Origin of the sequence: Massilibacteroides sp., assembly GCF_028705895.1 — a bacterium.
Lineage (GTDB): Bacteria > Bacteroidota > Bacteroidia > Bacteroidales > Tannerellaceae > Massilibacteroides.
Genome location: NZ_JAQWCQ010000060.1, coordinates 1 through 20,530 on the forward strand (window position 1 = coordinate 1; position 20,530 = coordinate 20,530).

Below are 20,530 nucleotides of genomic sequence, written 5' to 3' on the forward strand. Positions count from 1 at the left end.
TCGTTTCATTTTTTGCCGTATTAGCCGCTTCGATAGACGTTTGCAACTGAAGCTTTAATGTCTGCCATACCCTTACGATTTCTGTCACTGTCTGACCGGCTGATATTGCCGCCTGAGCAGCAGGTTGCTGCAAAACCGCAATGTCTTCCTCTGTTAATTCGTCGAAGTTCAGTTTCAGCCAGGACAGAAAAGCTTCAGGTGATCCTTCGAAACCCTCCTGTAGCCAGATTTCGTAGGCAGATTTTCCGTTGACGCCCGGAAGGCCCAATCCGGATATGCAATCCGATACGCTGATCGGGTGAACTTCTATACTGCGACATGGCTGTTTTGCGTGTTCATCTTCAACGTTCGATACAATACTGAACACGCGCGGATCGCGCTCAAAAGATTCGTTGTGAAATTTAAAGCTCAAGACCAGCCTATAATCTCCCACCGGAAGGTCTGGAGAAACCTTAACACGAAGCTTACCTCCCTCAAATATCGGATCGAGAGAATATGATTTTCTGTTGAACACATGATACAACTTTACAGTCAAATCATCAACAGCCCCCAAGTCGATGATTGAACCATCCGCAAGGAGCGCCGTGTACAACACCTCAAAACTATTGCCTTTACGTATTTTCATCTCACCATTCTTTAGTCCAATTTTCAAAAACAGAAGGTTCTCCCGTCTGAAGAATTACGACTTCGGAAACTCCGTCATCCTCAGATAAATCATCAACTAACTGCACTCCTGACTGACCACGCTCACCACGCACGTTAACACTTGTCTTAACGTACTCTTTATTTTCAACATCCCATTCGTACACGTAATTATCTTCTCCAACATGAGTCGGATGTGAGGCTATCTCTATAGCATATGCTACAGCTGTAGAGACATTATCCGACAAGGCAGACCATTCAATATTAATATCATTCAGCCGGCCAGTAGCGGCATTCAGGGCTACAGTCAATTGCCCAATGATCTCAGTAGCCGGTAGCAGCAATACTTCACGCGTGATTAGATCAGCCCACGCACCACCAGCGTACTGCCATTGAATTGCAGTATCAGTGAGACGCAATAATATCTCACGTCCGTCTTTACCCTTCAGCAACGAGATTGGAGCACTAACGACTGACTCTATTGTTCCAACCCTCTTGATCGCCGGGAGAGAGACAATGCCGGCGACTGACTCAACGACCGGAACCTCCGATACACCCTGTGAGGATGCTGAAAGTATCTCTGCAACCTGTACTGCAACCTGCTGTATTTCTTCATTTGTTAGTGCCATTACTCTCCTATTAGATCATTTTCAAGCAATTCAAAACTCTTAGTAACAATCAACAGACGCTCTTCAGGCGTCAATTCTTCGCCTTTAGAGATGCTTATATTGTAATTGTGACGGCTATCAGAGGTAAGGAATGCTACCGGAGTGTTATTTTTAATAATATGTCCTGAAACAGACTTAAGAGACGTCTCTACATCTAATGCTATACTTAACGTCAAGATTAAGTCCTCACTGAGACTACTTTCGTAGTTACTTGTTTGTTTTAGTTTTTTTAGTTCCATTTTCTTTTTCTATTAACAAGTCAAACAATGCTTTTTTTACAGGATAAACAAGAGGTGATGCAGAGATCAACTCCGTCAAAGGATGAATAAGGGTTTCCGGCATATCAACAACTCCTTTGTAGTATATATCCTTACCGAGATCACTCAATGCTACATCAGCCGCACGAGAGTAAATCAAATTACCCAGTTCTTTTTTAAAATCAACAAGAAGAGGCTCGCCCTCAATCGTTGCCTGCACATACACTTTACTAAAATCAATTTTCATAATCTATTTTTTTTAATTAAACGCCTTGTAAAACAGAACCACTGTCATTTGTCACGCCGACTATCAGTCCCTTACGCACCCTGAATCGTACACTATCTAAATCATATGCTCCTGGATCAAACGAGATACCCTCGAAGTAACTGTAACTGCCATCCGTATTGAACGACGTGACTATTCGAAATTCCGATGCTGCTATTATACCCGTCTGTGTAGTTCCTGTCGTTCTCGTGCTCCCAGAGAAAAATCCCGCCCATTTCGTGTATAAGGGCGGAAAATTTGATCCAAAACCATCCGACGAACCATACACGCCAATACCGAATGCCGATACAATGCCGGCAAGACATACCGTACGTTGAGCTGTGCTGGATTTTGCGACGATAATACCACCCACATCGGTACTTGTTTCAAGAGAAGTTGTGCCCAGCGACAATGAAAATTGCGTGCCGCCAAAATAATCAAACCCCTTCCATGTTAGCCCTGAAGACGCATTCACTTCAAATTGACCAATCTTAGCGCCCTGCGTCACAGTCAATTTTGACGTAGTAATATTGTTTGCTTGTATTATATCTATTATAGCTGTTCCGTCAAGTTCTATTCTGTCTGCAGCAATCTTCACTACACCCTGTCCTGCAGAGTTGATTGTAGCCGTGATGCTCGCCGCTGTCACATCATCTTTACTTGCGAATAGTGACGCAGCCGTAGGTGTTGTGATAAATCCTGCATTCCAAACGCTTTGTAATCCGTTTTCCGCAGTAGTCAGACGTGAGGACACGGCACTAATCTGAGATGGGATGACATTGATAGTCGAATGCTCAACACTTAACACCCTTCCTTCTACTGACGTCACCCTGGATGCCCACAATTCTATATTACCTGCCATCACAGATATATTCCCCTCAGTTGTTGTCACACGATTACCGATTGTTTGGATCGCTGAAGCCTGCAACAGTATTTGTTTCTCCGTTTGCGATATGCGTGTCAAAAACTGAATTTTAAAATCTTCCAGCGGATTGGATGTCATAGCCAACGAATAGATATAGATATCTCCTGTAAATGACAATTCGAAATCGGACAAACCATCCCAACGCCCTGTATATTCTTTATCCTCATAGGCCGAATTAACGTCTAACTCTTCCGTATGATATAAATCCTGTCCTGAGAAACCAACCGTCAACGTCCCGGCCTTAACGACCTTATATCTAAATGATATATAATATGATGGCCAGACAAGTGTACCGTCCTCTAATTCCAGTTGCTCCTCCGGTTTATTTTTTAAGTATTCATTCAGCTGCTTAATCGTATTATTTTTTAGGCGCAAGGCTTTACGACCGCCGTCCTGGATGATAGCGCCCAGCCTGTTTTTATACGAATAAAAATTGCTGTTGAAATACAAGAATCTGCTATTGACTGTATATAGATTGATATCTGAAGATGTTTCCCAGGCTATCAAATCTGAAGAGAAAGAAGAGTTTGTAAAGCAATTGTCCGCATCGGATATTTCTGCCCGGATAGCTGATATCTCACTCTCCAATCGCCCCTCTATTATTTCAAACTTCTGAAAAACATCATCTCCGTTATGCAGCATGAATCGGCCTTTCAAATAGGCGTTGTCACTCATCAATCCGTAGTCCTGCAGTTGCCCCCAATATGGTGTAATAAGCCCCTCTAACTTTCCGACACGCGTTCGAACCGCATTATCAGGATCAGTCTTCATGCCGTACACGACGTCCATGTAAGGAGAGCCAGGCTCGACGGACGTTTGCTTGATCACACCCTTCCGGTCTGCATTACTCAGGTTGTCAACGCGAACAAGTGTATCACGTTCAGTTATATCGGACTCGTTTCCGGTAAAATTTTTATATTTAATCCAGTCAATACGTCCTTCACCGTCATCTAAAGAGCCTATATGTGTCTCCTCAATGGCAAATTCATATTGCCGGGTGACATAGTAGTCATTTTCCGGAGTTGGCATCCCGTTAAATCGCTGCACCATAATGATGTCATCCGTCCAAAATGGGTTATATAGTGCGCCTTCTTCCGTATCCAGATAGATAATTTTATTCTCTGTGTCAACAGATTTAATCTTCATCATATCTGTAGTCAGATGTGTACCATTCTCACCGAGTAGCTGTGAGATCACCATCTCATAGACACGCAGAATACCGCGTACGGTTATATCATCTATTTCAAAATGTGCCTTTTTAGCTGCGACTCCGGCAGCATTAACAATGTCACGCCAGGTTAATGCCCAGCCGCTGCCGGCAGGAAATCCGGACACAAAAAAAGGCGATGACAGGGTGCCCTGAAACATAGCGTCTTTCTTTGTGTATAAATTGCGAAACCAAGCATCGCCATCTGACCAGATTTTAAAGCCATTTTCATGCGCGAATGAGTTGGCTTCTGTATCAGAGTAGATATTATCACGGATAAAGGTTGTATCAAACCATGAGTCGCCGTTTTGGTTTATTTGCCAACCTTGATCTGTAATTGAGAAATCCTTACTGTGAATTGACTGTAGGAACGTGATGTTTCCTGCGGCTGTATCGTCGATATCCTTGCGCAAGTAACGATCATCAAACTCATCAATATTCAAATTTTTCAACCGGTCGGCTTCAGCAGCAGTAAGGTGTATGTCGCGAGCTGTATCTGCATAAACATCAGCGATACTAACCACACCGGAAAGCTGACTGTGATTTGTCACACCGCCACCTGCACCACCTTCCCCAGAGATGACAGAGACACCTCCCGAAATCTGCTGTTTTGAGTCACTATTCCTTCCACTCCTGGTCTGTGCCGGAATTAGCTGTTCTTTTATGTTATACTGCTTTATCATAATACTATTCCTGATATTCTATTGCTTCATATTCATCCGATGAAATAGCTACAATCTTCATTACGCTCTCATCCTGTCGCAAATGCTGCACCTCACTTAAAGAGAGATATACACCTTGCTCGTTTATGTCACTAAAAACGCAGAATAAAGGAACAATCTCGGCCGTTCCGGTTAGAATGTTATGTCTTGATGCGTAGTTGCTGTAGATAGTACCGATATTTAATCTTTCAACCCGATCTGTACGTCCTGCCCGATGAAGTTCCGTAATCACGCTTTTATCCGATGTTTTAAAAATCTGTCCATAGGCTACCGGATTAGGATCAGAGAGCGTTCCAAGTATAGTTTTTACCTCAAGCGACTCCTTTGCATTCTTATTTATCCAGGCATTATGAATAATATCTGTTTTTTCAACCTCACGCCCATACTTATCCACAAGCGTAACGGCTGCGTCCTTATACAGAACCCAACGTGTTTTGGAATAGATATCATCACGAAGTTTCCACTCACTGCTTGATTTATAATCATAGCACTGTACTCCCGAACCTATTTTGAGTTCAAGCCATCCCGGAACCGGAGGTAAGTCTATATACTCACCATCATCTTTTTTTCTTACCAAACTGGGCAGCTCCCCTTTGCGGTAATAGCCAATTATATGTTTGTTTGTCTGCCAGCCCCCAAGACCTGTACTTCCCTGTCTATTTGCATAATCGTACCAACAAAGGAAGGCATCACCCATCTGTCCTTCACCGGCAACCCACTTGCAATTTGATGCGCTATGAACATAACTATTCGTATTCATTACGCCTTTGTTTTCCCAGTGATACAACGCATTTCCGGATTCATCACGTAGAGTTAGCAAGAAAGGAACATAGGAAAAATTACACCAGTTCTGCAAGTCATCATAATCGCCGCTTTCGTTTTCGCGCGAATCTTGCTCGAACGGATTGTAGCGTGTATCAAATAATAAGCTGAGATTTACCCGCAATTGGTATTTTTGTCTTGTAAAATAACCCGAATCAGCTATATAAGATTTTTTATCGACCGTCAGCACCGTTCGTCCAACCACTTCACTGATTGCATTAAGGTAATTAGTGTAGCTACCAGAAGCATTCATTATTTTAACAGTCCAAGCCACGCCAGCCTCACTATTTCCTGAATAAACCGGATTAATTCTGAAATATTTAGCGTCCACCCCTTTGACCACATTACCTTTAGCCGCGTCCGACAGCTTTATTCTAAACCCCTCAGGTGACGACATTGAGCCATAATCATTCACAGCAGTATCAGTACGAACGAGATAGCCGTCTGTCCCGTCTCCGATCGACTCTTCGTCCACTTTCCCGGATATGACTTCAAGCTGTTCGTAAGGGCTGTATTCCATTGTCACATTGTTATAAACCTTATCTACAGACAAGACAGCATCGTCACTACTCCAAGCCACCGGCTCCGGATTAAGAGCTGTTTTAACAGCGTTTAAATCAAAAACAAACACGTTGCCGGCTTTTTGTTGCAGATGTAGCGAGAAGGCGCGTAATACTTCATCCAACACCTCACGATAGGTCATTGCCTCACCGTCTTCGTCAAAGAAATTTTCTCCAAGTACAGATATTGCGCTCGTAATATCATCTTCCGTGTATTGAGTTAGTTTTGTCGATATATACTTAACAACTCCTATATAATTAATCCCTGAAGCTGCCAGGCAACGATCAAGAATCGCCTGAAGCGTAAGAAAACCAGCGTACGACCACTTTAGGCGGTCTAATATTGCAAAGTCCGAGAAAGTCAGTGACACTTCATAGTTTTTTTTATATGAAAATGGCTCTTCGTATAGTTCCGGATCAAGGTATCCCGACCAGTATAGGGCACCGTCACGCATTACGTCTAAGCGCACACCATCAGCCGCTATAGTATATAAGTCAACAAATTGCCTGTCGGTATCCGAAAACAACGTTAAGGTAGCCTTAGAACTGCGCACAGGTTCCAGCTTGTCCACTTCCTGCCATTCGATCTCTATATGTTCATCTCCGGTAACTGCAATATCCTGAACGACAAAAGGCGCCTCCGATTCCTGCCATATTTCAAACGTGTACAACGTATTGTTCACGCTTCTGAATCCGCCATTATATCGTAGATACTTCATTACCGTGTCCTTCTGTTTACCGTATTAATCTTATCCAAAACGCCGACCAGGTCGCGGCCCTCGATGCGAAATCGAACCTGTCCGAAGCCGCTTCCTTGAGGCTCAATCAGATCACGCAGTTTGCTCAAGGGAGCGATAACTTCCGGGTTGTTTGCCGCACCGGGATATTCGCCGACCTGGGCGAATGTGCTGCCGTAAACGACTCCGCCGGTAGCAAACTTTTTCGGCTTGGGGATAGAAGCCAACGCAGCTATAATAGACGCTATTGCAGCTACAGCCATAATCGGACCAACGACAGGAATTGCTGCTACGGCAGCAGCACCACCTGACGCGGCTACAGCCGTATTTCCGGTAGTTTGAGCAATAGCAGATGTAACCTGCACATTGCCCAATGCAATAATAGCTGGTATGGCCTGAGCGATTGTCTGTAACAGATTAGCGCCCCATGACAACCAGGCTCCTGCACTTTCATTCAACACTCCGGAGAGGTTTTGCATAGCCGAAGCAATACCCATTACGCCCTCCTGATATGCAGCAAACACCTCCTTCTTGTTTTCAAAAGCAAGGCTTAACGCTGCCGACGCTTCTTCCGCAGAACGCCTCACAGCATCCTTTATATCTTTATTGTTAAGTGATAGCGGTAACTGAATTGGCTTCGTCTTCACTCCTTTAACATCCGGTATATTGAGCTTTTCGGTCGTTACATTAGCTATATTGCCGGACGTAGCCTTGGTGATAGACAGGTTCATCAGGTTCAGCTTCTGCTCCCAAAGTCCGATTTCCCTTTGCAGCGCAATAGCTTGATCTCCCATTGCCGCTTTTTGTGCCGTCTTTAAGTCTGATATCTTCTGTTCAATGCCGCCGATGGTCTTCAAATTTATATTGGCCGCATTAATTTCAGCATTCATGGCGTCCAGTTTTTCTTGCCAGGCCTGGATTTCGAGACTAAACAATTTCGCAAGCTCTCCAGAAGCCGTTTTTTGAGCCTCTTTCAGGCTGTTTATTTTATCCTCAACATCCTTTATCGTTAAAGAATTATCATTCAACTCTTTACCTAAATCCTTAGTTTCATCTACTAATTCTTTAGTTCCCGACGCGGCATCCTTATTGGCGTCAGCAAGATCATCAGTTACTTCTACAACCTTTTTCTCTACACCAAATAGCCATCCAAAAAAATCTGTCACATCAGACCAAGCATCACTCACATCTTTGGCAGCCTCCTCAAGCCACTCCATAGCTTCTTTAAACTTTCCAAGCAGAAAGTTTCCGAATTCTTTGATTGCCATCCAGCACTTATCTACAATATTCCGGAACGACTCGCTATGAACATAAGCAACTCTAAGACCGGCAACAAAAGCTCCTATTGCAATCACGATTAGACCAATGGGGTTAGCTTTAAACACGGCATTTAATGCTGCCTGAACAGCAGTAAGAGCCACTGTGGCCGCCGTTGCACCTTTCTCTGCAATCATCTTGGCTGTGGCTGCAACCGTAGCACGTCCTGTGGCTGTAGTAACTAACACCAATGAACTCTTTAGAGCCGCCAAAACAGGTAACAACTGGGTTGCCAAAATAGCTGTATCACCCATAGCGGCTCCGTATGCTGACAATCCTCCTGTAAGTTGAAAAAAACCTATCTTGGCATCATCGATTGCGGCCTGCATACGCTTTGCTTTTTCCGCAGCCGTATCCATTCTAATTGCCGCCTGTTCTTCTGCCGTATTAGTTCCCGTCACCGCAGTCGTTAAATCATCTACGGCCTGAGCGTTCGTGATCAGGAATTGCGCAGCAGCTACATTCTCCACGCCAAATAGTTTTGCCAAATAAGTCACATCCTGGAGCTTAGGTTTTAACCCCTCAAGGGCTTGAGATAGCGAAGTCTCGCCAAGATCAATACCAAGTTGCGTCTGTAGTTTCAGAATAATATTACGCAACGCTGTACCCGACTCTACCCCCTTCAGGTTACTTTGAGACAGCACCTCAAGTGCAGCAGTAGCTTGCTCAACCGATACTCCCGCGGCTGCCGCTGACGCACCGGCCACCTTAAATGACATAATCAGGTGTTCGATTTCTGCGGCCCCCAACTTACTACCAGCAGCAAGAACATTAATTACCCTGTCAGCTTCAGCAGCAGACAAGCCGAACTGGTTGATTGTCCCGGCTAACGCTGTAGCCGCTTCCTCCATACTTACACCACCAGCCTGAGCCAGTGTGATAGTTTTCTCTTGAAGCGTAAGCAAGCCCTCCATCCCGATCGTGCTGTATTCGATCTGTCCAGCCAAAATAGCGAATGCGTTTGCTGCCCCCGCCGCGCCTAAACCCGACTCAACACCAGTCTTTCGTGCCACTTTTTCCAGCATCTTCAAATCATCACCGACAATACCCGTTATCGCAGATAGATCGGCAAGTGATTGCTCTAACTCCATTCCTGGCCCGGATAAATCTTTAAAAGCATCGGCTAAATTCTTCGCCATATCAACAAGAGATGTAAATGTTACCGTTGTCAACTTGTCGCTCACATTGTCAACAGCATCTTCAACTGAGTTTGCCACGTTCTGAATATTCGTATTAACCTCAGTTAGATTCTCGCTCATCTGCGCCGACACCTGATTAACCGTGCTGCTCACCTTATTCACGCTATTGTCAAGCGAGGTAAAGTTTGCCTGCATCTTGCCTATGCTTGCAGATATATTGTTATCTTTAAGCCATAAGTTAATGATATATTGAAAACTTTTCATATTTTTGTGTCAAACGTTAATCAGATGTTAAGTATCATAGCCTATACAATTCTTATCCTCATGTTTGCCGGAGCGGTTATCGCCCTTTTCCAGGCCGCGAAACGTTGTTTTAAATAACCCCGTATTTTTTCTTCATCCGTTCGAAATCCTGTTCCGTACAGACTTTTATCTCTTTCGGTTTTTCTGCCTCGGTTTCCCATTCGAACACACACACGTCATGCAGGAGGAAACCTTTTTTCATGTGTGGCGCCATCGCGCAATGCGACATGAAGCGCACCTGTTCCCAAGCGGTTCGGTGTCTGGCCGTTTCCCGAATCATGTATTGTTCGTAGATGGATTCAAAGTCTGGTATCGTTAATCGGTAGGCGTCATCCAGGCTTAGCCCGATTACGCCTACCGCTATGCCTATCAGCTCATCGACTTTGGCCGCTTTTTTTTTGCTGGATCCGGAATCTGTGCATCTGTGTCTTGCGAAGTAAACACAGAAGCGACCACATCGGGGAGTTCATCCGGAGTAATGAAGTCGAGCATTTCATCTACTGAAGAGAAAGGCAGTACCACCTTGTCGCGCCTTGATGCGCTCTGAATGCAACAGAAAACAAGCATCATCGTGAGATCAATCTTATCGCTATCTGTAGCCTTATCGATCTCACTTACCTCTTTTCCTGTCTCTTCCCTGAAGGCCTTCATCGCTCCGAGCGTGAGCGCACAGGGATACTTTTCCCCATCAATCAAAACCGTATTCTTTTTCATCACGCAACCGTTTTAGTATCAACTCCTCCGGAATTTTCAAAAGTAGCCGAGTACGTAGCATCTTCACCTGCTGGTGAAGACTGCTCCAGAGACGTAATTACAAACATCCCTTCTTCGTACTTATCTCCACTGTCCTCATCCGAGAATCCATACTTAAGCATCACCTCCTCACGTGATTTGAGCGCTGTCAGCAGAGCATCGTAACCGGCTGTATCACCATACGAAACCAATGCCTCGCACTTGATTGAGACAGATAGCTTAGTCACCTTCTTTTTCGAATACGCACCTGAAGCCGTGTCTTTCGTCGTACGTTCTTTTGTTTCGCCTGAATACGTAATCGTATGACTTGTTGCCGCCGCTTGCGCTTTCCATACCGGCGTGTCTGAAGTTCCGGTATTGACAAAAAGCATAAGGTCTCTTCCTTCAATTATATCACCATTTGTTCTTGACATATAATATAAGTTTAATAAAAAAAATAATTAGAACACCAGCCATAAGGCCGTATATAAATGATTTGATCGAAAACGGATTATATTCCGCCTTAGTTATAGTTTGCTGTTCCGCCTCCTGGTAGTTCTGCAATTCCGCCTCATACGTATAGATCAGCTGCTGCAGCGAATCGCAAGTTGCGGTAACAATCAGCGTGTCTCCCTTAACCTTCAGTTCCGCTGTCGCCCGTCCTGATTTAGCAACAAAACGTGCTCCCGGCGGAACGTTATGGAGGCTCGATATCTGGATTATCAATGGCACCCTCTCGACCGGGATCGTCGCGAGCGTGCCGGTCAGGCGTTCTGTAAATAATCCTATCTCTTTTTGCGCGCCTCGCGATGTCGTCGTGGTACTTTTGCAACTCACTACGAATAGGGCAATTGTCATAATAACGACAGGCCAAAGCCTTATACGCCATCCGTTCCACGCGCGCAAATGCCAATCTGAGTTTTCTATTTTCCTCATTCAAGTCAAGTATTGCCTGGTTGTTCGACTCATACATCTCGCGCCACACGCCCTCTTCATCCCGCTTTGACTTAGCATTATATAAACGCCGATTAAACAGCCATTGAATCAATGCAAGAACTCCGGTCGAAGAGAGTATCGACGTGATTAGATAAGTCCAATCCATACCAGGTTAGTTATTAAGAAAAATATAAATCAGCTTCCTCTCGACGACGGCGCAGCAGTCCTGCCAACTGCATACCTTTACTCTTTGTCCACCGGGACAATTCGTAACGAATATTCAGATTGTCCGGATTCGCCTTCACGCATTTCAGAAGTGTTGACTTGACGAAAGCCCCACTGCCAACATTGAACACAAACGACACCAAGGCATCGAATTGGTTCTGCCGAAGGCCGGAACACTCACGATTTACAACCGCTTCAGCGTCTCGAAGATCATCCTTCAGGAAGGCTTCCGCTTCGGCTGGGGTACAGGTATCCCCACGCCGTACGCCACGCGTATGGCCATAACCGATTGTCCACACGCCGGCGGGGCAACGATAAGCCTGCAGCTGCAGGCTCTCATGCCTTTTAATCAACTCTATGCCGGCGTAAGAGGTTATCATACCTTATCCTCCAACAATGCGATTACGCCTTTCTGATCATCTCGCACAATATCCGCTCCAAAGCGGGTAAAGGCTTCCAGGATCGTGCCACCCAAGTAACCGGGCGCAGCCTCATTCACCACCGTACGTAAAGTTCCTTCTGCCCGACAAACCATTTTGTCGTTCCAAAATAGGTTTGCAGGAAGAAAGGCGTTGTCGATTGTGGCATCTGCCGAGATCGGTGTTTTTCCGTCTGCCTTGTACAACAGCCCTGCATGACCTTCGTCTGTAGAACGAGTTAGGAATTCGATACCCATCAAGGTTCCAATAATTCCTTGCTCCAGCTTGGTAGTATTACCTGTCTTTTGGAAATCCACAAATTCAGGAATGCTCAACAAGTCTGTGTAGGCATCTGCTGTTAACAAGCCGTACCACTTGCCCCCCAATCCCGATACGTTCATACGCAGCATCAGGTTGTAGATACCCAGTATATCAGCCTTAACGAGAGCCTTACGATTCCCGGTCAAGCCTACAATATTGCTACCTCGTCCAGCACCGGTTGTTTTTACCAGGTTATCCGATTTCGTCGGCGCCCAGTGGAACGCGGCGTAATTCGCAACCTTCACGTTGATCTCGCCTGCCTGCTGTGCCTGTTTAGTCGCCCGCTTGTTGTAATTCACCATCAACTCGCTTTGCGAATCGATTAGTAGCGGACTACAATAGATCAGCGTAGTCTGGTACGTTTTCTTCGTATCAGTTGACACTTCAATTGATAACGGAAGCGACTTAGGCGCGCCTTCCTTCGCCTTGCTAATTTTCGTCTGCACCGGTTTTTCTACCGTTTCAGTCGTATCCGCAACTCCCGTTTCCGCAACAGATTTTTTGTAAAATTCGTTGTTCGGAAAGATTTGTTTTTGAAGCTCTCTTGAATAGAGCGTTGGTCTAATCTCTGCCATCTTAGTCTATTTGTATAAATTTGCCAGTTTGAATGAACGCAGTGCCATCATAGACATATTCCACAACCTGCGTTTTTCCCGCCACACCGGTGATTACCTCACCTTTCATATTAGTTCCCGGATTGAACTTTTCCGTAGCGGTTGACTTTGTCTTAACAACGACTCTTGCTCCTGCGGACAGTTCAGCATCGGGGATCAAGCTCAGCATACGGTCTCCCGTAGCCGACACACTTACACCATCAACAATCGTCAGATTGTTAACAATTGAGAGTTCTATAGCTCCCGCAGCCACTAAAACAAACATGGTTGCCAGTCCGTATGGCCATTTTACGATAGGATTTTGATTTTCCATCTCTTAAATTGAATTTTCATAAGCGTTCAACAATGCCTCGAATTTCTTCGGGTCTGATTTCTCCATATCCGCCAGGGCGCGAGGATCATGTTTCTGATACCAGTCGTACGTTTTATCCGTTCCGCCTGCGGCAGACGCTGCAGGTGACGACTTGCGTAAGTCCAGCAGAGCTTGAGACAGGCGATTAAAACCTGTTCCGGCAGCTTTCGTTTCTTCCGGCTTCGTTTCTTCTTTTGTTTCCCCTTCCGGAGTAGCTGACGCTTCCGCATCTTCTATTAAGGAAGTCAACAGCTCCACATCAGCCGCAGCCAGTTTGGCCATCTTTTCCTTGTTTTTCTCCGTTACTACTCCTGCTTTCACACCGCGTGCCAACAAAGCATCCAGCGCGTCCTGCTCCTGCTTTTTTAGCGCATCTCTATCCTTTTTGATAGCGGCAAGGATATCCGCCTCGGTCGCGTTATCCGGCAACCCGAGTTCCTTTGCGATCTTTTTTAAATCCATAGAATCGTTATTATTAGGTAAATATTCGGCCGCCACGCGAAGTAGGATATCATCAGCGCTTAGCCCTTTAAATTCTTCTTTGTGCTTCGTAGAAATTACCTCGTCCGCCAGTCCGGCCGCTTTGGCTTCGTCTGCCGAGAACCAGGTTTCCTCCTGCATCAGCTTCGCAATCTCTTCTTTTGCTTTTCCTCGCCGAGACAAGATTATCCGGAGACTATCCGTTACGCTTGCCAAGCTTTTCTTTTGCTTGTCGCTCAGTTTTTCAGGATTAGCGCCGGCAAAGAACGGATCATGAATCATCAGCTTGCTGTAATCGTACATGTGCACCCGGTCACCACAGACAGCGACCACAGCCGCCATGCTGGCCGCAATGCCAACCACGTACACATTTACATAAGCCTTCATCGACAACATGACCGACACAATCGAATAACCTTGCGCCACATCACCTCCCGGCGAATTGACATGCAAATCGATTACATCTGCCTGTTCGTCCAGCAGCGCTAATTCTTTAGCGAATTGATCACCATCCACTTTTTGCCCGATCTGGCCAAAGAGCCGGATTGTAGCTTTTCGTTTTTCCTTGTCGATGTTGCTTATGTAAATGTACATACGTGAACACTTTTATTAATACTAATCACCGCAAAGGAATAGAGATAAAAAGCTGATAACAAGCGAAGTTTCAAGGGTCGTAACAAAGATTGCAACGGTAGTAACTTTTCTTTTTTTTCGACCACAACCGGGTGAACTTTACGACAAAAAGACTGCATTATGACCGATCAGGAACATGCATACATCTTATATCGCGAGGGTATTCCGCAAAAGGAAATAGCCCGCATGATGGGTAAGTCCGAGCAAACCGTCACGCGCTGGAAGAATGCCGGGGAATGGGATAAAAAAGCCACGGACGAAATGATGAGCGAGCAGACGATCCAGGAGGATGCATCCGAGTTGCTCCGCTACCAGTTGCGCACATTGAAGCAAATTAAAGAACAAAACGAACAGCAGACGGCCGCCGATGGCCAGCCGCGCCTGTTGGCAAAAGGACTCATTGACGGTGTGCGTGACTTATACAATGTGACCAAGTCCCGCGAGATAGAATGGACCACGTACGTACGCGTAATCCGGGAACTGACTGGCTTTTTGAGAAAAGAGAATATGCAGGTAGCGCAGCTGGTCGTTGACCTGATGGATGATTTCCTTAATTCTAAACGCAAAAACTTATGATCTCAAAGCCGTTAAACAGGAAAGAGCAACAGTCGTACGACGAGTGGTTTGCGGAGAAAGAGGCTATAAAACGCAGTGAGCCTATTGCGGAAACAGGCGTACAACAAGAGAAAAGGATTCAAAAGCTGCTAAACAACTTCGAGGCATTCTGTCAATATTATTTTGGAGACGATTTTGAATTAGCCCCGTTTGGCTGGTTTCACTTAAAAGCCGTTAACGAGATCATCAAAAACGAAAATCTATTCTTAGTCTGTGAGTGGCCACGTGAGCACGCAAAATCCGTGCTTATAGACATTTTCGTACCCATGTTCTTAAAGGCAAGAGGCGAACTGACAGGTGTTGTTATTGCTTCCGCCAATCAGGCAAAAGCGAACAAGCTACTGTCCGATATTCAGGAACAATTGCTGTTTAACAAACGGTATATTGCCGACTTCGGCGTACAATACCGTTCTGGCAAATGGGAGACTGGGCAGTTTGTTACGGCGGATGGATTAGGGTTCTGGGCGTTTGGTCGGGGACAAAGCCCGCGTGGTATTCGAGAAGGAGGACTTCGCCCAAATTACGGGGTTATCGATGATATTGACGATGCTGAAATCGTTAAAAACGAACAGAGAACCGACGAAGCGGTAGATTGGTGTTTAGGGGATTTATACGGAGCTATGCCAACAAAGGCAAGCCGTCTAATCGTCTGCGGAAACAGAATACATAAAAAGTCCATTCTGGCCAAAATTGTCGGAGATGTTGAAGAGGACGATCCGAAGCGGAAGATCGTCACCCACATTAAGGTGTTTGCCCTTGAAAACCCGCGCACGCATAAGGCGGATTTATCTGAAAAGGGAGTCCCGGCTTGGAAAGAGAATTATACAAGAAAGGTTATTGACGACAAAATGGAGGCGATGGGACTTCGGCTTTCGCTTCGGGAATACTTTCACAAACACTTAGTTATCGGCCGTATATTCCGGGACGAACACCTACCCTGGTCGAAATTGCCATCGCTAACGGCGTACGAACAGTTAGTCACCTACTGCGACCCGTCGTATAAGGATACGAAGAAAAACGACTTCAAGGCGATCGTACTACTCGGGAAAATCGGCATTTACTTCGATATTATAAAGGTTTTTTGCCGGCAATGCACTACACCGGAAATGGTACGCGGACATTACGCCTTAGCGGAGCTGGTACCACAAAACCGGATTTGTAAGCATTATATGGAGGCAAACTTCATACAAGACATTATGCTCAAGCAGTACGAGACGGAGAGCGAAGAGCGCGGCTATGCGATCGCGATCCGGGGAGATAAACGCAAAAAGCCGGATAAGCTGACACGTATCGAAGACTTGTCTGCCTATACAGAACTGCAGCATATCCGATTTAACATCGAAGAAAAACAGAACCCAGACATGCAAGAGCTACGCGACCAGTTTCTCGGTTTCCCGGACGCCGACCATGACGACGGCCCGGATGCCGTAGAAGGAGGCATATACAAAATAAACCGTCCGACGCTGAAGGGCAAAACAACAGCCCGTACGGGGAAATACAAACATAATTCTAAAAGAAGGGGGTAAAAATGTTTTATCTAACAGAAGAAGATTACAGTTCCGTAATAGACACAGGTATTTTGAATTTATTTCTCGAAAAAGGGAGTAACCCGGAACGCGGCGAAGAGATGGCAAAGGGATACATTTACAGCAACCTCCGCCAGCGTTTCGATCTCGATGCTGAGTTTGCCCGCGAAGGCACTGCACGTAACTTGACGCTACTTCGTTGGATGCTATATATTTCGGTCTATAACCTTTACAACACGGTGCAAGACCTGGAGATTCCAGAGCGGATAACCAAGAACTACGACGATGCCCGTAAGGAAATTACAGCTGTTGCCGCAGGCAAGATGCCCACCGATCTAATTCCGATATTGGAATCCGGAAAAGCGAAAACAACGTTCCGCTGGGGTTCATCCCCGAAGCGAACACATAGTCCGTATTAATCAACCCGTTTAAACACTGTTTAAACGTCCGAAATTTAAAATGTAATATGAATAAGATACAAAGTTATATACAAAGCATAATCGGAGCCTCTAAAGGCAAAAAAAATACAGCACGACAATCCGCGTCGTTAATCAAGCAGCCGATGGATCGCGTAAAGATGGACATGAGTAATCTGAACTCAGCCGTGGAAAGCGCCCTTGATCCGAACAACAGCGACCGGATCGACTTGCTGACGACCTATGAAAACGCTTGGAAAGACAGCAAAGTGATCTCAGAACGCGAGAAGGCGGACAGCTACCTGATCACCGAGCCGTTCGAGGTCCGAAGCGGCGAGACTGTAAATAAGGAGAAACAAAAGCTATTTTCCCGCCCCTGGTTCACAGAATTTCTTAAAATCGCGCTGCACGTGGAATTTTGGGGATATACCCTGATCGAATTTCAGGAGCAAGATGAGCACGGAGAATTTACAGGAGTGAAAGTCTTTCCACGCAAGTATGTTCGCCCGTTTGAGAAACTAATTGTTCCCGAACCATCACGCAAGGATGGCGTGTCTTATGCCGGTAACGAAACCGCCTACTTCCTGTTGGAACTGGGCGACCCGGAAGAACTCGGCAAGCTGGAGACAGTATCGCGAGAAATCATCTGGAAAACATTCGCGCGATCGGATTGGTCTGAATACAACGAACGCTTTGGTAAGCCTTTCCTTGACTTCGCTGTAGATACAACGAACGACGAGGAAATAAAGGCAAAGGTGGAAATGGCGGAAAATTTCGGATCGAACGGGTATGTGATTCGGGACTTAGACGAAGAGGTGAAAATCACGGCGATCGCATCCAAAGCGGGAGCGGAAAACTTCAGAGACTTGGCGACATTTTGCGACAACCAGATCGCACTGTTATTTAACGGCCAGACCGGCACCGGGGAAGAGAAGAGTTTTGTAGGATCGGCGGAAGTGCACGAGCGCGTTTTGGATAGATTCACTGAAGCAAGACTGGTATTGATTCAGAACATCATTAATTATCGCCTGATCCCGTTCCTGCGTGAACACGGCTACCCGCTCACGGACGAAGACGAAGTACGCTTCTTGTCTCTCGATCCGAAAGAACAGGAACGCCGCAGAGAGGAAACCGAACCCCAACAGCCGAACGATCCAAACGATCCGAACAGCGATGACGACGATGATAATGACGACGACACGACAGGGGACACGATCGGTTTTTTCGCGTAAGCCCTCCACGCGGGGGCTTTCAGGCAATAGTTAACGATCTGTATTACGGCCACGCCTGCACCCGTTGTGCCGGTATGCGCATTGCGGCTAAGAATATCCAGCTCCCGCCCGACTTAGAGGAGCGGATACTGAGACGCATTTATGACGGATTCGATGTCTCGAACGACATTCTCGAGGAACTGTTCTATCAAACGCTGAACGAACTAAACAGTGCCGTGGATGAAGGCTTACCTTCGCCCAAGTGGGTAGATGAAAACAAAGCGTTCGTGGACGCACTGAAGTATAACAATGCCGTGTTTTCCGCCTTTAAAACACACCGGGAACAGAACGACCTGCATAGGCTGTTATTAGACGAAAACGGAAAACAGAAAGACTTCGCTCGCTTCCGTCGTGACACGGAACCTGTAATCGGCGACTATAATTCAAACTGGCTCAAGACCGAATATGACACAGCAATAAAAAACGCTCGTACGGCCGCCCAGTTTGTTGATTACGAACAAGACGAAGATTTATTCCCCAATTTAAAGTGGCTACCGTCATCGGCCGTGGAACCACGTGCCGCGCACATGCTCTATTATAATACCATACGCAGCCTGCGTGACGGTTGGTGGAAAACGCACTATCCCGGTTGCCTTTGGGGATGCCAGTGCGACACGACCAGCACAAGCGATCCGATCACTCACCAGGGCAATATGCCTGTCGCTACTCAAGTCAATACCGCCGGACCAGCTGCCGCACCAGGACTTGATCATAACCCCTACTATACGAAGAGTATTTTTTCCCGTACGCATCCATACGTCACGGATGCGTATTTGCCGGAAAAGAAACTGCGCAAGCTGTTAATCCCAATCGTTAAAAAACTATTGAAGAAATGAATCCATTCCAACAAATCAAATCAGAGATAGTCCGGGCTGTAAGCAAAGTGCGGAACGATCTACCCCGGATTGTGGGTAAAACGGCGGTAGATCACTACAAAGAAAACTTTGACAAGGAGGGCTTTGTAAATGGCGGGGTTGAAAAATGGAAAGATGTGAAGCGACGCGACGCAAAAAGTCCGTGGTATGGATTCGAATACAAAGGTGACCGGACGACACATCGTCTGAAAAAGAAAAAAGGAGCAAAAGGATACCAGTCCGGTGGAAGGAACAAAACAAACTTTTCTAATGCTGCTACAAAACGCCAAATATTGTCCGGAAGCACACACGAACTAAAACGGAGCCTGCGCTACGTGGCTGGTACGGATCAGGTCGCAATCGTATCAGACAAACCATATGCGGAAGTACAGAACGAAGGCGGGGCGATAAAAATATTCGGACGAGGCAGCGTGATGCTTCCCGCGCGCCCATTCGTAGGCGAGAGCATCGAATTAGACAAAAAAATATCGGACGAAACCGATAAATTGATGGATAATCTTTTTAAATAAAAAAACAATATGTTATACCCAATTTACTTACAATTTAAACAGTGTTTAAACGACGTACAAGGCATCACGACCGTGCAACTATACAGCAAGCAATTCGAGTCTGTAATCACTACCGGAAACGCCGTGTTCGTTGCCTTTGAGCCGGTCAACATCAGCCAGCTGATTAAGGAAAACAAGTCCAATCGAGTTTCTGTACATTTATATATAGCGACGAAAGTCCTATCCGGGACAGACGGATCAATCCCGGACGAATCGATCTTGAAACATGATGACTTGTTCAAAAAAATTACGGAAGTAGTCGATAAAAAAAGGCTGGAAATCGGAAAGCGAACAGACCTGATCGGCTATGCAATCCAGCCAATTGATAGCGGCTTTCTTATCTCTCGGTTAGACTACGAAGTTCGTTTTTAGATCAAAACAGACTTAACTGACGTTTATCTTCCTCCTGTCGTTTACCATTCTTCAACTCAAGTTTGGCGGGGTAAGCAAGATATCGATTGAAGGTAGAGTAAGAAATGTGGAATGTAGGCTCAATGATATTCTGATACACGAAGAGCTGGGATACACCACGCCGCTTATATTCCAGCACGATATCCTGCACCTTAATCATCCGTTTTAACACATTTCTATTGTTATAAGCCATCAAATTCCCTCTTTTTACAAAACTAACAAACAGATAGTCTCATTTCTGCATTTTTTGTTCACAAAAAAAAAGTCCGCCCTATCTTCACAGACAGGACGAACTTTTATAACGCAATTATTAATACTCTTTAGGATAAAAATCCCGTACCGGACAAAGCTCTTGCATTCTCCTCAATAGTCATACGGTTATAGCGCGCAAAGCATTGGCTTGACTTATGGCCTGTTAGCTTCATTATATTTGATTCGGCCGTTCCATCTTTAATCATATTTGGTACTTCCCATTCGGGTAGTTTGCCGTCTTTCAGGTATTGCAGGAAGTTTTCGGTAACCTGTCCGAAATGAGCTTCATGCCCTACGCGATATTTTGCCGGTATCTGTATTTGCCACACACCATCTTTGA

At 45.7% G+C, this 20,530-nt stretch carries 24 protein-coding genes; 7 read left to right on the forward strand and 17 right to left on the reverse strand.

Annotated features, from left to right (window positions below):
- The 15 genes from PHT93_RS12950 to PHT93_RS13020 all read right to left on the reverse strand — a co-directional run.
- Nucleotides 1-625 (reverse strand): hypothetical protein (locus tag PHT93_RS12950; protein ID WP_300243692.1); only part of this gene is annotated, 625 nt, incomplete at its 3' end.
- Between the two features lies 1 nt (nucleotide 626).
- Nucleotides 627-1,271 carry a hypothetical protein gene (locus PHT93_RS12955; RefSeq protein WP_300243695.1) on the reverse strand — a complete coding sequence of 215 codons (645 nt, stop codon included), beginning with the start codon at nucleotides 1,269-1,271 and terminating at the stop codon, nucleotides 627-629.
- Nucleotides 1,271-1,549 carry a hypothetical protein gene (locus PHT93_RS12960; protein WP_300243698.1) on the reverse strand — a complete coding sequence of 93 codons (279 nt, stop codon included), beginning with the start codon at nucleotides 1,547-1,549 and terminating at the stop codon, nucleotides 1,271-1,273. The genes PHT93_RS12955 and PHT93_RS12960 overlap by 1 nt, the downstream gene beginning before the upstream one ends.
- Nucleotides 1,518-1,814 (reverse strand): hypothetical protein, encoded by a 297-nt coding sequence (locus tag PHT93_RS12965; protein WP_300243699.1) that lies wholly within the window; start codon nucleotides 1,812-1,814, stop codon nucleotides 1,518-1,520. The genes PHT93_RS12960 and PHT93_RS12965 overlap by 32 nt, the downstream gene beginning before the upstream one ends.
- 16 nt (nucleotides 1,815-1,830) lie before the next feature.
- Nucleotides 1,831-4,647: a hypothetical protein gene (locus PHT93_RS12970; protein WP_300243701.1), complete on the reverse strand. Its 2,817-nt coding sequence runs from the start codon at nucleotides 4,645-4,647 to the stop codon at nucleotides 1,831-1,833.
- A gap of 4 nt (nucleotides 4,648-4,651) precedes the next feature.
- Nucleotides 4,652-6,787: a hypothetical protein gene (locus tag PHT93_RS12975; RefSeq protein WP_300243703.1), complete on the reverse strand. Its 2,136-nt coding sequence runs from the start codon at nucleotides 6,785-6,787 to the stop codon at nucleotides 4,652-4,654.
- Complete coding sequence (locus PHT93_RS12980) at nucleotides 6,787-9,525, reverse strand: phage tail tape measure protein (RefSeq protein ID WP_300243705.1); 2,739 nt, start codon at nucleotides 9,523-9,525, stop codon at nucleotides 6,787-6,789. Before PHT93_RS12980 ends, PHT93_RS12975 begins: the two co-directional genes overlap by 1 nt.
- A 109-nt stretch (nucleotides 9,526-9,634) precedes the next feature.
- Entirely contained in the window at nucleotides 9,635-9,766 is a 132-nt protein-coding gene (locus PHT93_RS12985) for a hypothetical protein (RefSeq protein WP_300243707.1), read from the reverse strand.
- A 167-nt stretch (nucleotides 9,767-9,933) separates the two neighbouring features.
- Nucleotides 9,934-10,278: a hypothetical protein gene (locus tag PHT93_RS12990; protein WP_300243710.1), complete on the reverse strand. Its 345-nt coding sequence runs from the start codon at nucleotides 10,276-10,278 to the stop codon at nucleotides 9,934-9,936.
- Nucleotides 10,278-10,730 carry a phage tail tube protein gene (locus PHT93_RS12995; RefSeq protein ID WP_300243714.1) on the reverse strand — a complete coding sequence of 151 codons (453 nt, stop codon included), beginning with the start codon at nucleotides 10,728-10,730 and terminating at the stop codon, nucleotides 10,278-10,280. The genes PHT93_RS12990 and PHT93_RS12995 overlap by 1 nt, the downstream gene beginning before the upstream one ends.
- Nucleotides 10,711-11,232 (reverse strand): hypothetical protein, encoded by a 522-nt coding sequence (locus PHT93_RS13000; RefSeq protein WP_300243716.1) that lies wholly within the window; start codon nucleotides 11,230-11,232, stop codon nucleotides 10,711-10,713. The genes PHT93_RS12995 and PHT93_RS13000 overlap by 20 nt, the downstream gene beginning before the upstream one ends.
- A gap of 179 nt (nucleotides 11,233-11,411) precedes the next feature.
- Complete coding sequence (locus PHT93_RS13005; RefSeq protein ID WP_300243718.1) at nucleotides 11,412-11,837, reverse strand: lysozyme; 426 nt, start codon at nucleotides 11,835-11,837, stop codon at nucleotides 11,412-11,414.
- On the reverse strand, nucleotides 11,834-12,772 hold the full coding sequence (locus tag PHT93_RS13010; RefSeq protein WP_300243720.1) for a hypothetical protein: 939 nt from the start codon (nucleotides 12,770-12,772) through the stop codon (nucleotides 11,834-11,836). The genes PHT93_RS13005 and PHT93_RS13010 overlap by 4 nt, the downstream gene beginning before the upstream one ends.
- A 1-nt stretch (nucleotide 12,773) precedes the next feature.
- Nucleotides 12,774-13,124 (reverse strand): hypothetical protein, encoded by a 351-nt coding sequence (locus PHT93_RS13015; RefSeq protein WP_300243721.1) that lies wholly within the window; start codon nucleotides 13,122-13,124, stop codon nucleotides 12,774-12,776.
- A 3-nt stretch (nucleotides 13,125-13,127) separates the two neighbouring features.
- A complete protein-coding gene (locus PHT93_RS13020; RefSeq protein WP_300243722.1) occupies nucleotides 13,128-14,237 on the reverse strand; it encodes a head maturation protease, ClpP-related in 1,110 nt (369 codons plus the stop codon).
- Between the two features lie 159 nt (nucleotides 14,238-14,396).
- Between PHT93_RS13020 and PHT93_RS13025 the strand changes: the two genes are divergently transcribed.
- The 7 genes from PHT93_RS13025 to PHT93_RS13055 all read left to right on the forward strand — a co-directional run bounded on the left by PHT93_RS13025 (nucleotide 14,397) and on the right by PHT93_RS13055 (nucleotide 19,899).
- Nucleotides 14,397-14,852: a DUF1804 family protein gene (locus PHT93_RS13025; protein WP_300243723.1), complete on the forward strand. Its 456-nt coding sequence runs from the start codon at nucleotides 14,397-14,399 to the stop codon at nucleotides 14,850-14,852.
- Nucleotides 14,849-16,417, forward strand: coding sequence for a hypothetical protein (locus PHT93_RS13030; protein ID WP_300243725.1), 1,569 nt, complete (start codon nucleotides 14,849-14,851; stop codon nucleotides 16,415-16,417). The genes PHT93_RS13025 and PHT93_RS13030 overlap by 4 nt, the downstream gene beginning before the upstream one ends.
- Before the next feature lie 2 nt (nucleotides 16,418-16,419).
- On the forward strand, nucleotides 16,420-16,836 hold the full coding sequence (locus tag PHT93_RS13035) for a phage protein Gp36 family protein (RefSeq protein ID WP_300243728.1): 417 nt from the start codon (nucleotides 16,420-16,422) through the stop codon (nucleotides 16,834-16,836).
- Between the two features lie 47 nt (nucleotides 16,837-16,883).
- Entirely contained in the window at nucleotides 16,884-18,065 is a 1,182-nt protein-coding gene (locus PHT93_RS13040; RefSeq protein ID WP_300243731.1) for a DUF935 family protein, read from the forward strand.
- A gap of 74 nt (nucleotides 18,066-18,139) precedes the next feature.
- Nucleotides 18,140-18,940 carry a hypothetical protein gene (locus tag PHT93_RS13045; protein ID WP_300243733.1) on the forward strand — a complete coding sequence of 267 codons (801 nt, stop codon included), beginning with the start codon at nucleotides 18,140-18,142 and terminating at the stop codon, nucleotides 18,938-18,940.
- Nucleotides 18,937-19,488 (forward strand): phage virion morphogenesis protein, encoded by a 552-nt coding sequence (locus tag PHT93_RS13050; RefSeq protein ID WP_300243735.1) that lies wholly within the window; start codon nucleotides 18,937-18,939, stop codon nucleotides 19,486-19,488. Before PHT93_RS13045 ends, PHT93_RS13050 begins: the two co-directional genes overlap by 4 nt.
- 9 nt (nucleotides 19,489-19,497) lie before the next feature.
- Nucleotides 19,498-19,899 (forward strand): hypothetical protein, encoded by a 402-nt coding sequence (locus PHT93_RS13055; protein ID WP_300243737.1) that lies wholly within the window; start codon nucleotides 19,498-19,500, stop codon nucleotides 19,897-19,899.
- A 1-nt stretch (nucleotide 19,900) separates the two neighbouring features.
- Here the strand turns inward: PHT93_RS13055 and PHT93_RS13060 are convergent, their stop codons facing one another.
- A complete protein-coding gene (locus PHT93_RS13060) occupies nucleotides 19,901-20,131 on the reverse strand; it encodes a hypothetical protein (RefSeq protein WP_300243738.1) in 231 nt (76 codons plus the stop codon).
- Between the two features lie 127 nt (nucleotides 20,132-20,258).
- Nucleotides 20,259-20,530, reverse strand: a 272-nt coding sequence (locus PHT93_RS13065) for a putative oxidoreductase C-terminal domain-containing protein (RefSeq protein ID WP_300243740.1), incomplete at its 5' end; no start/stop codon positions are given.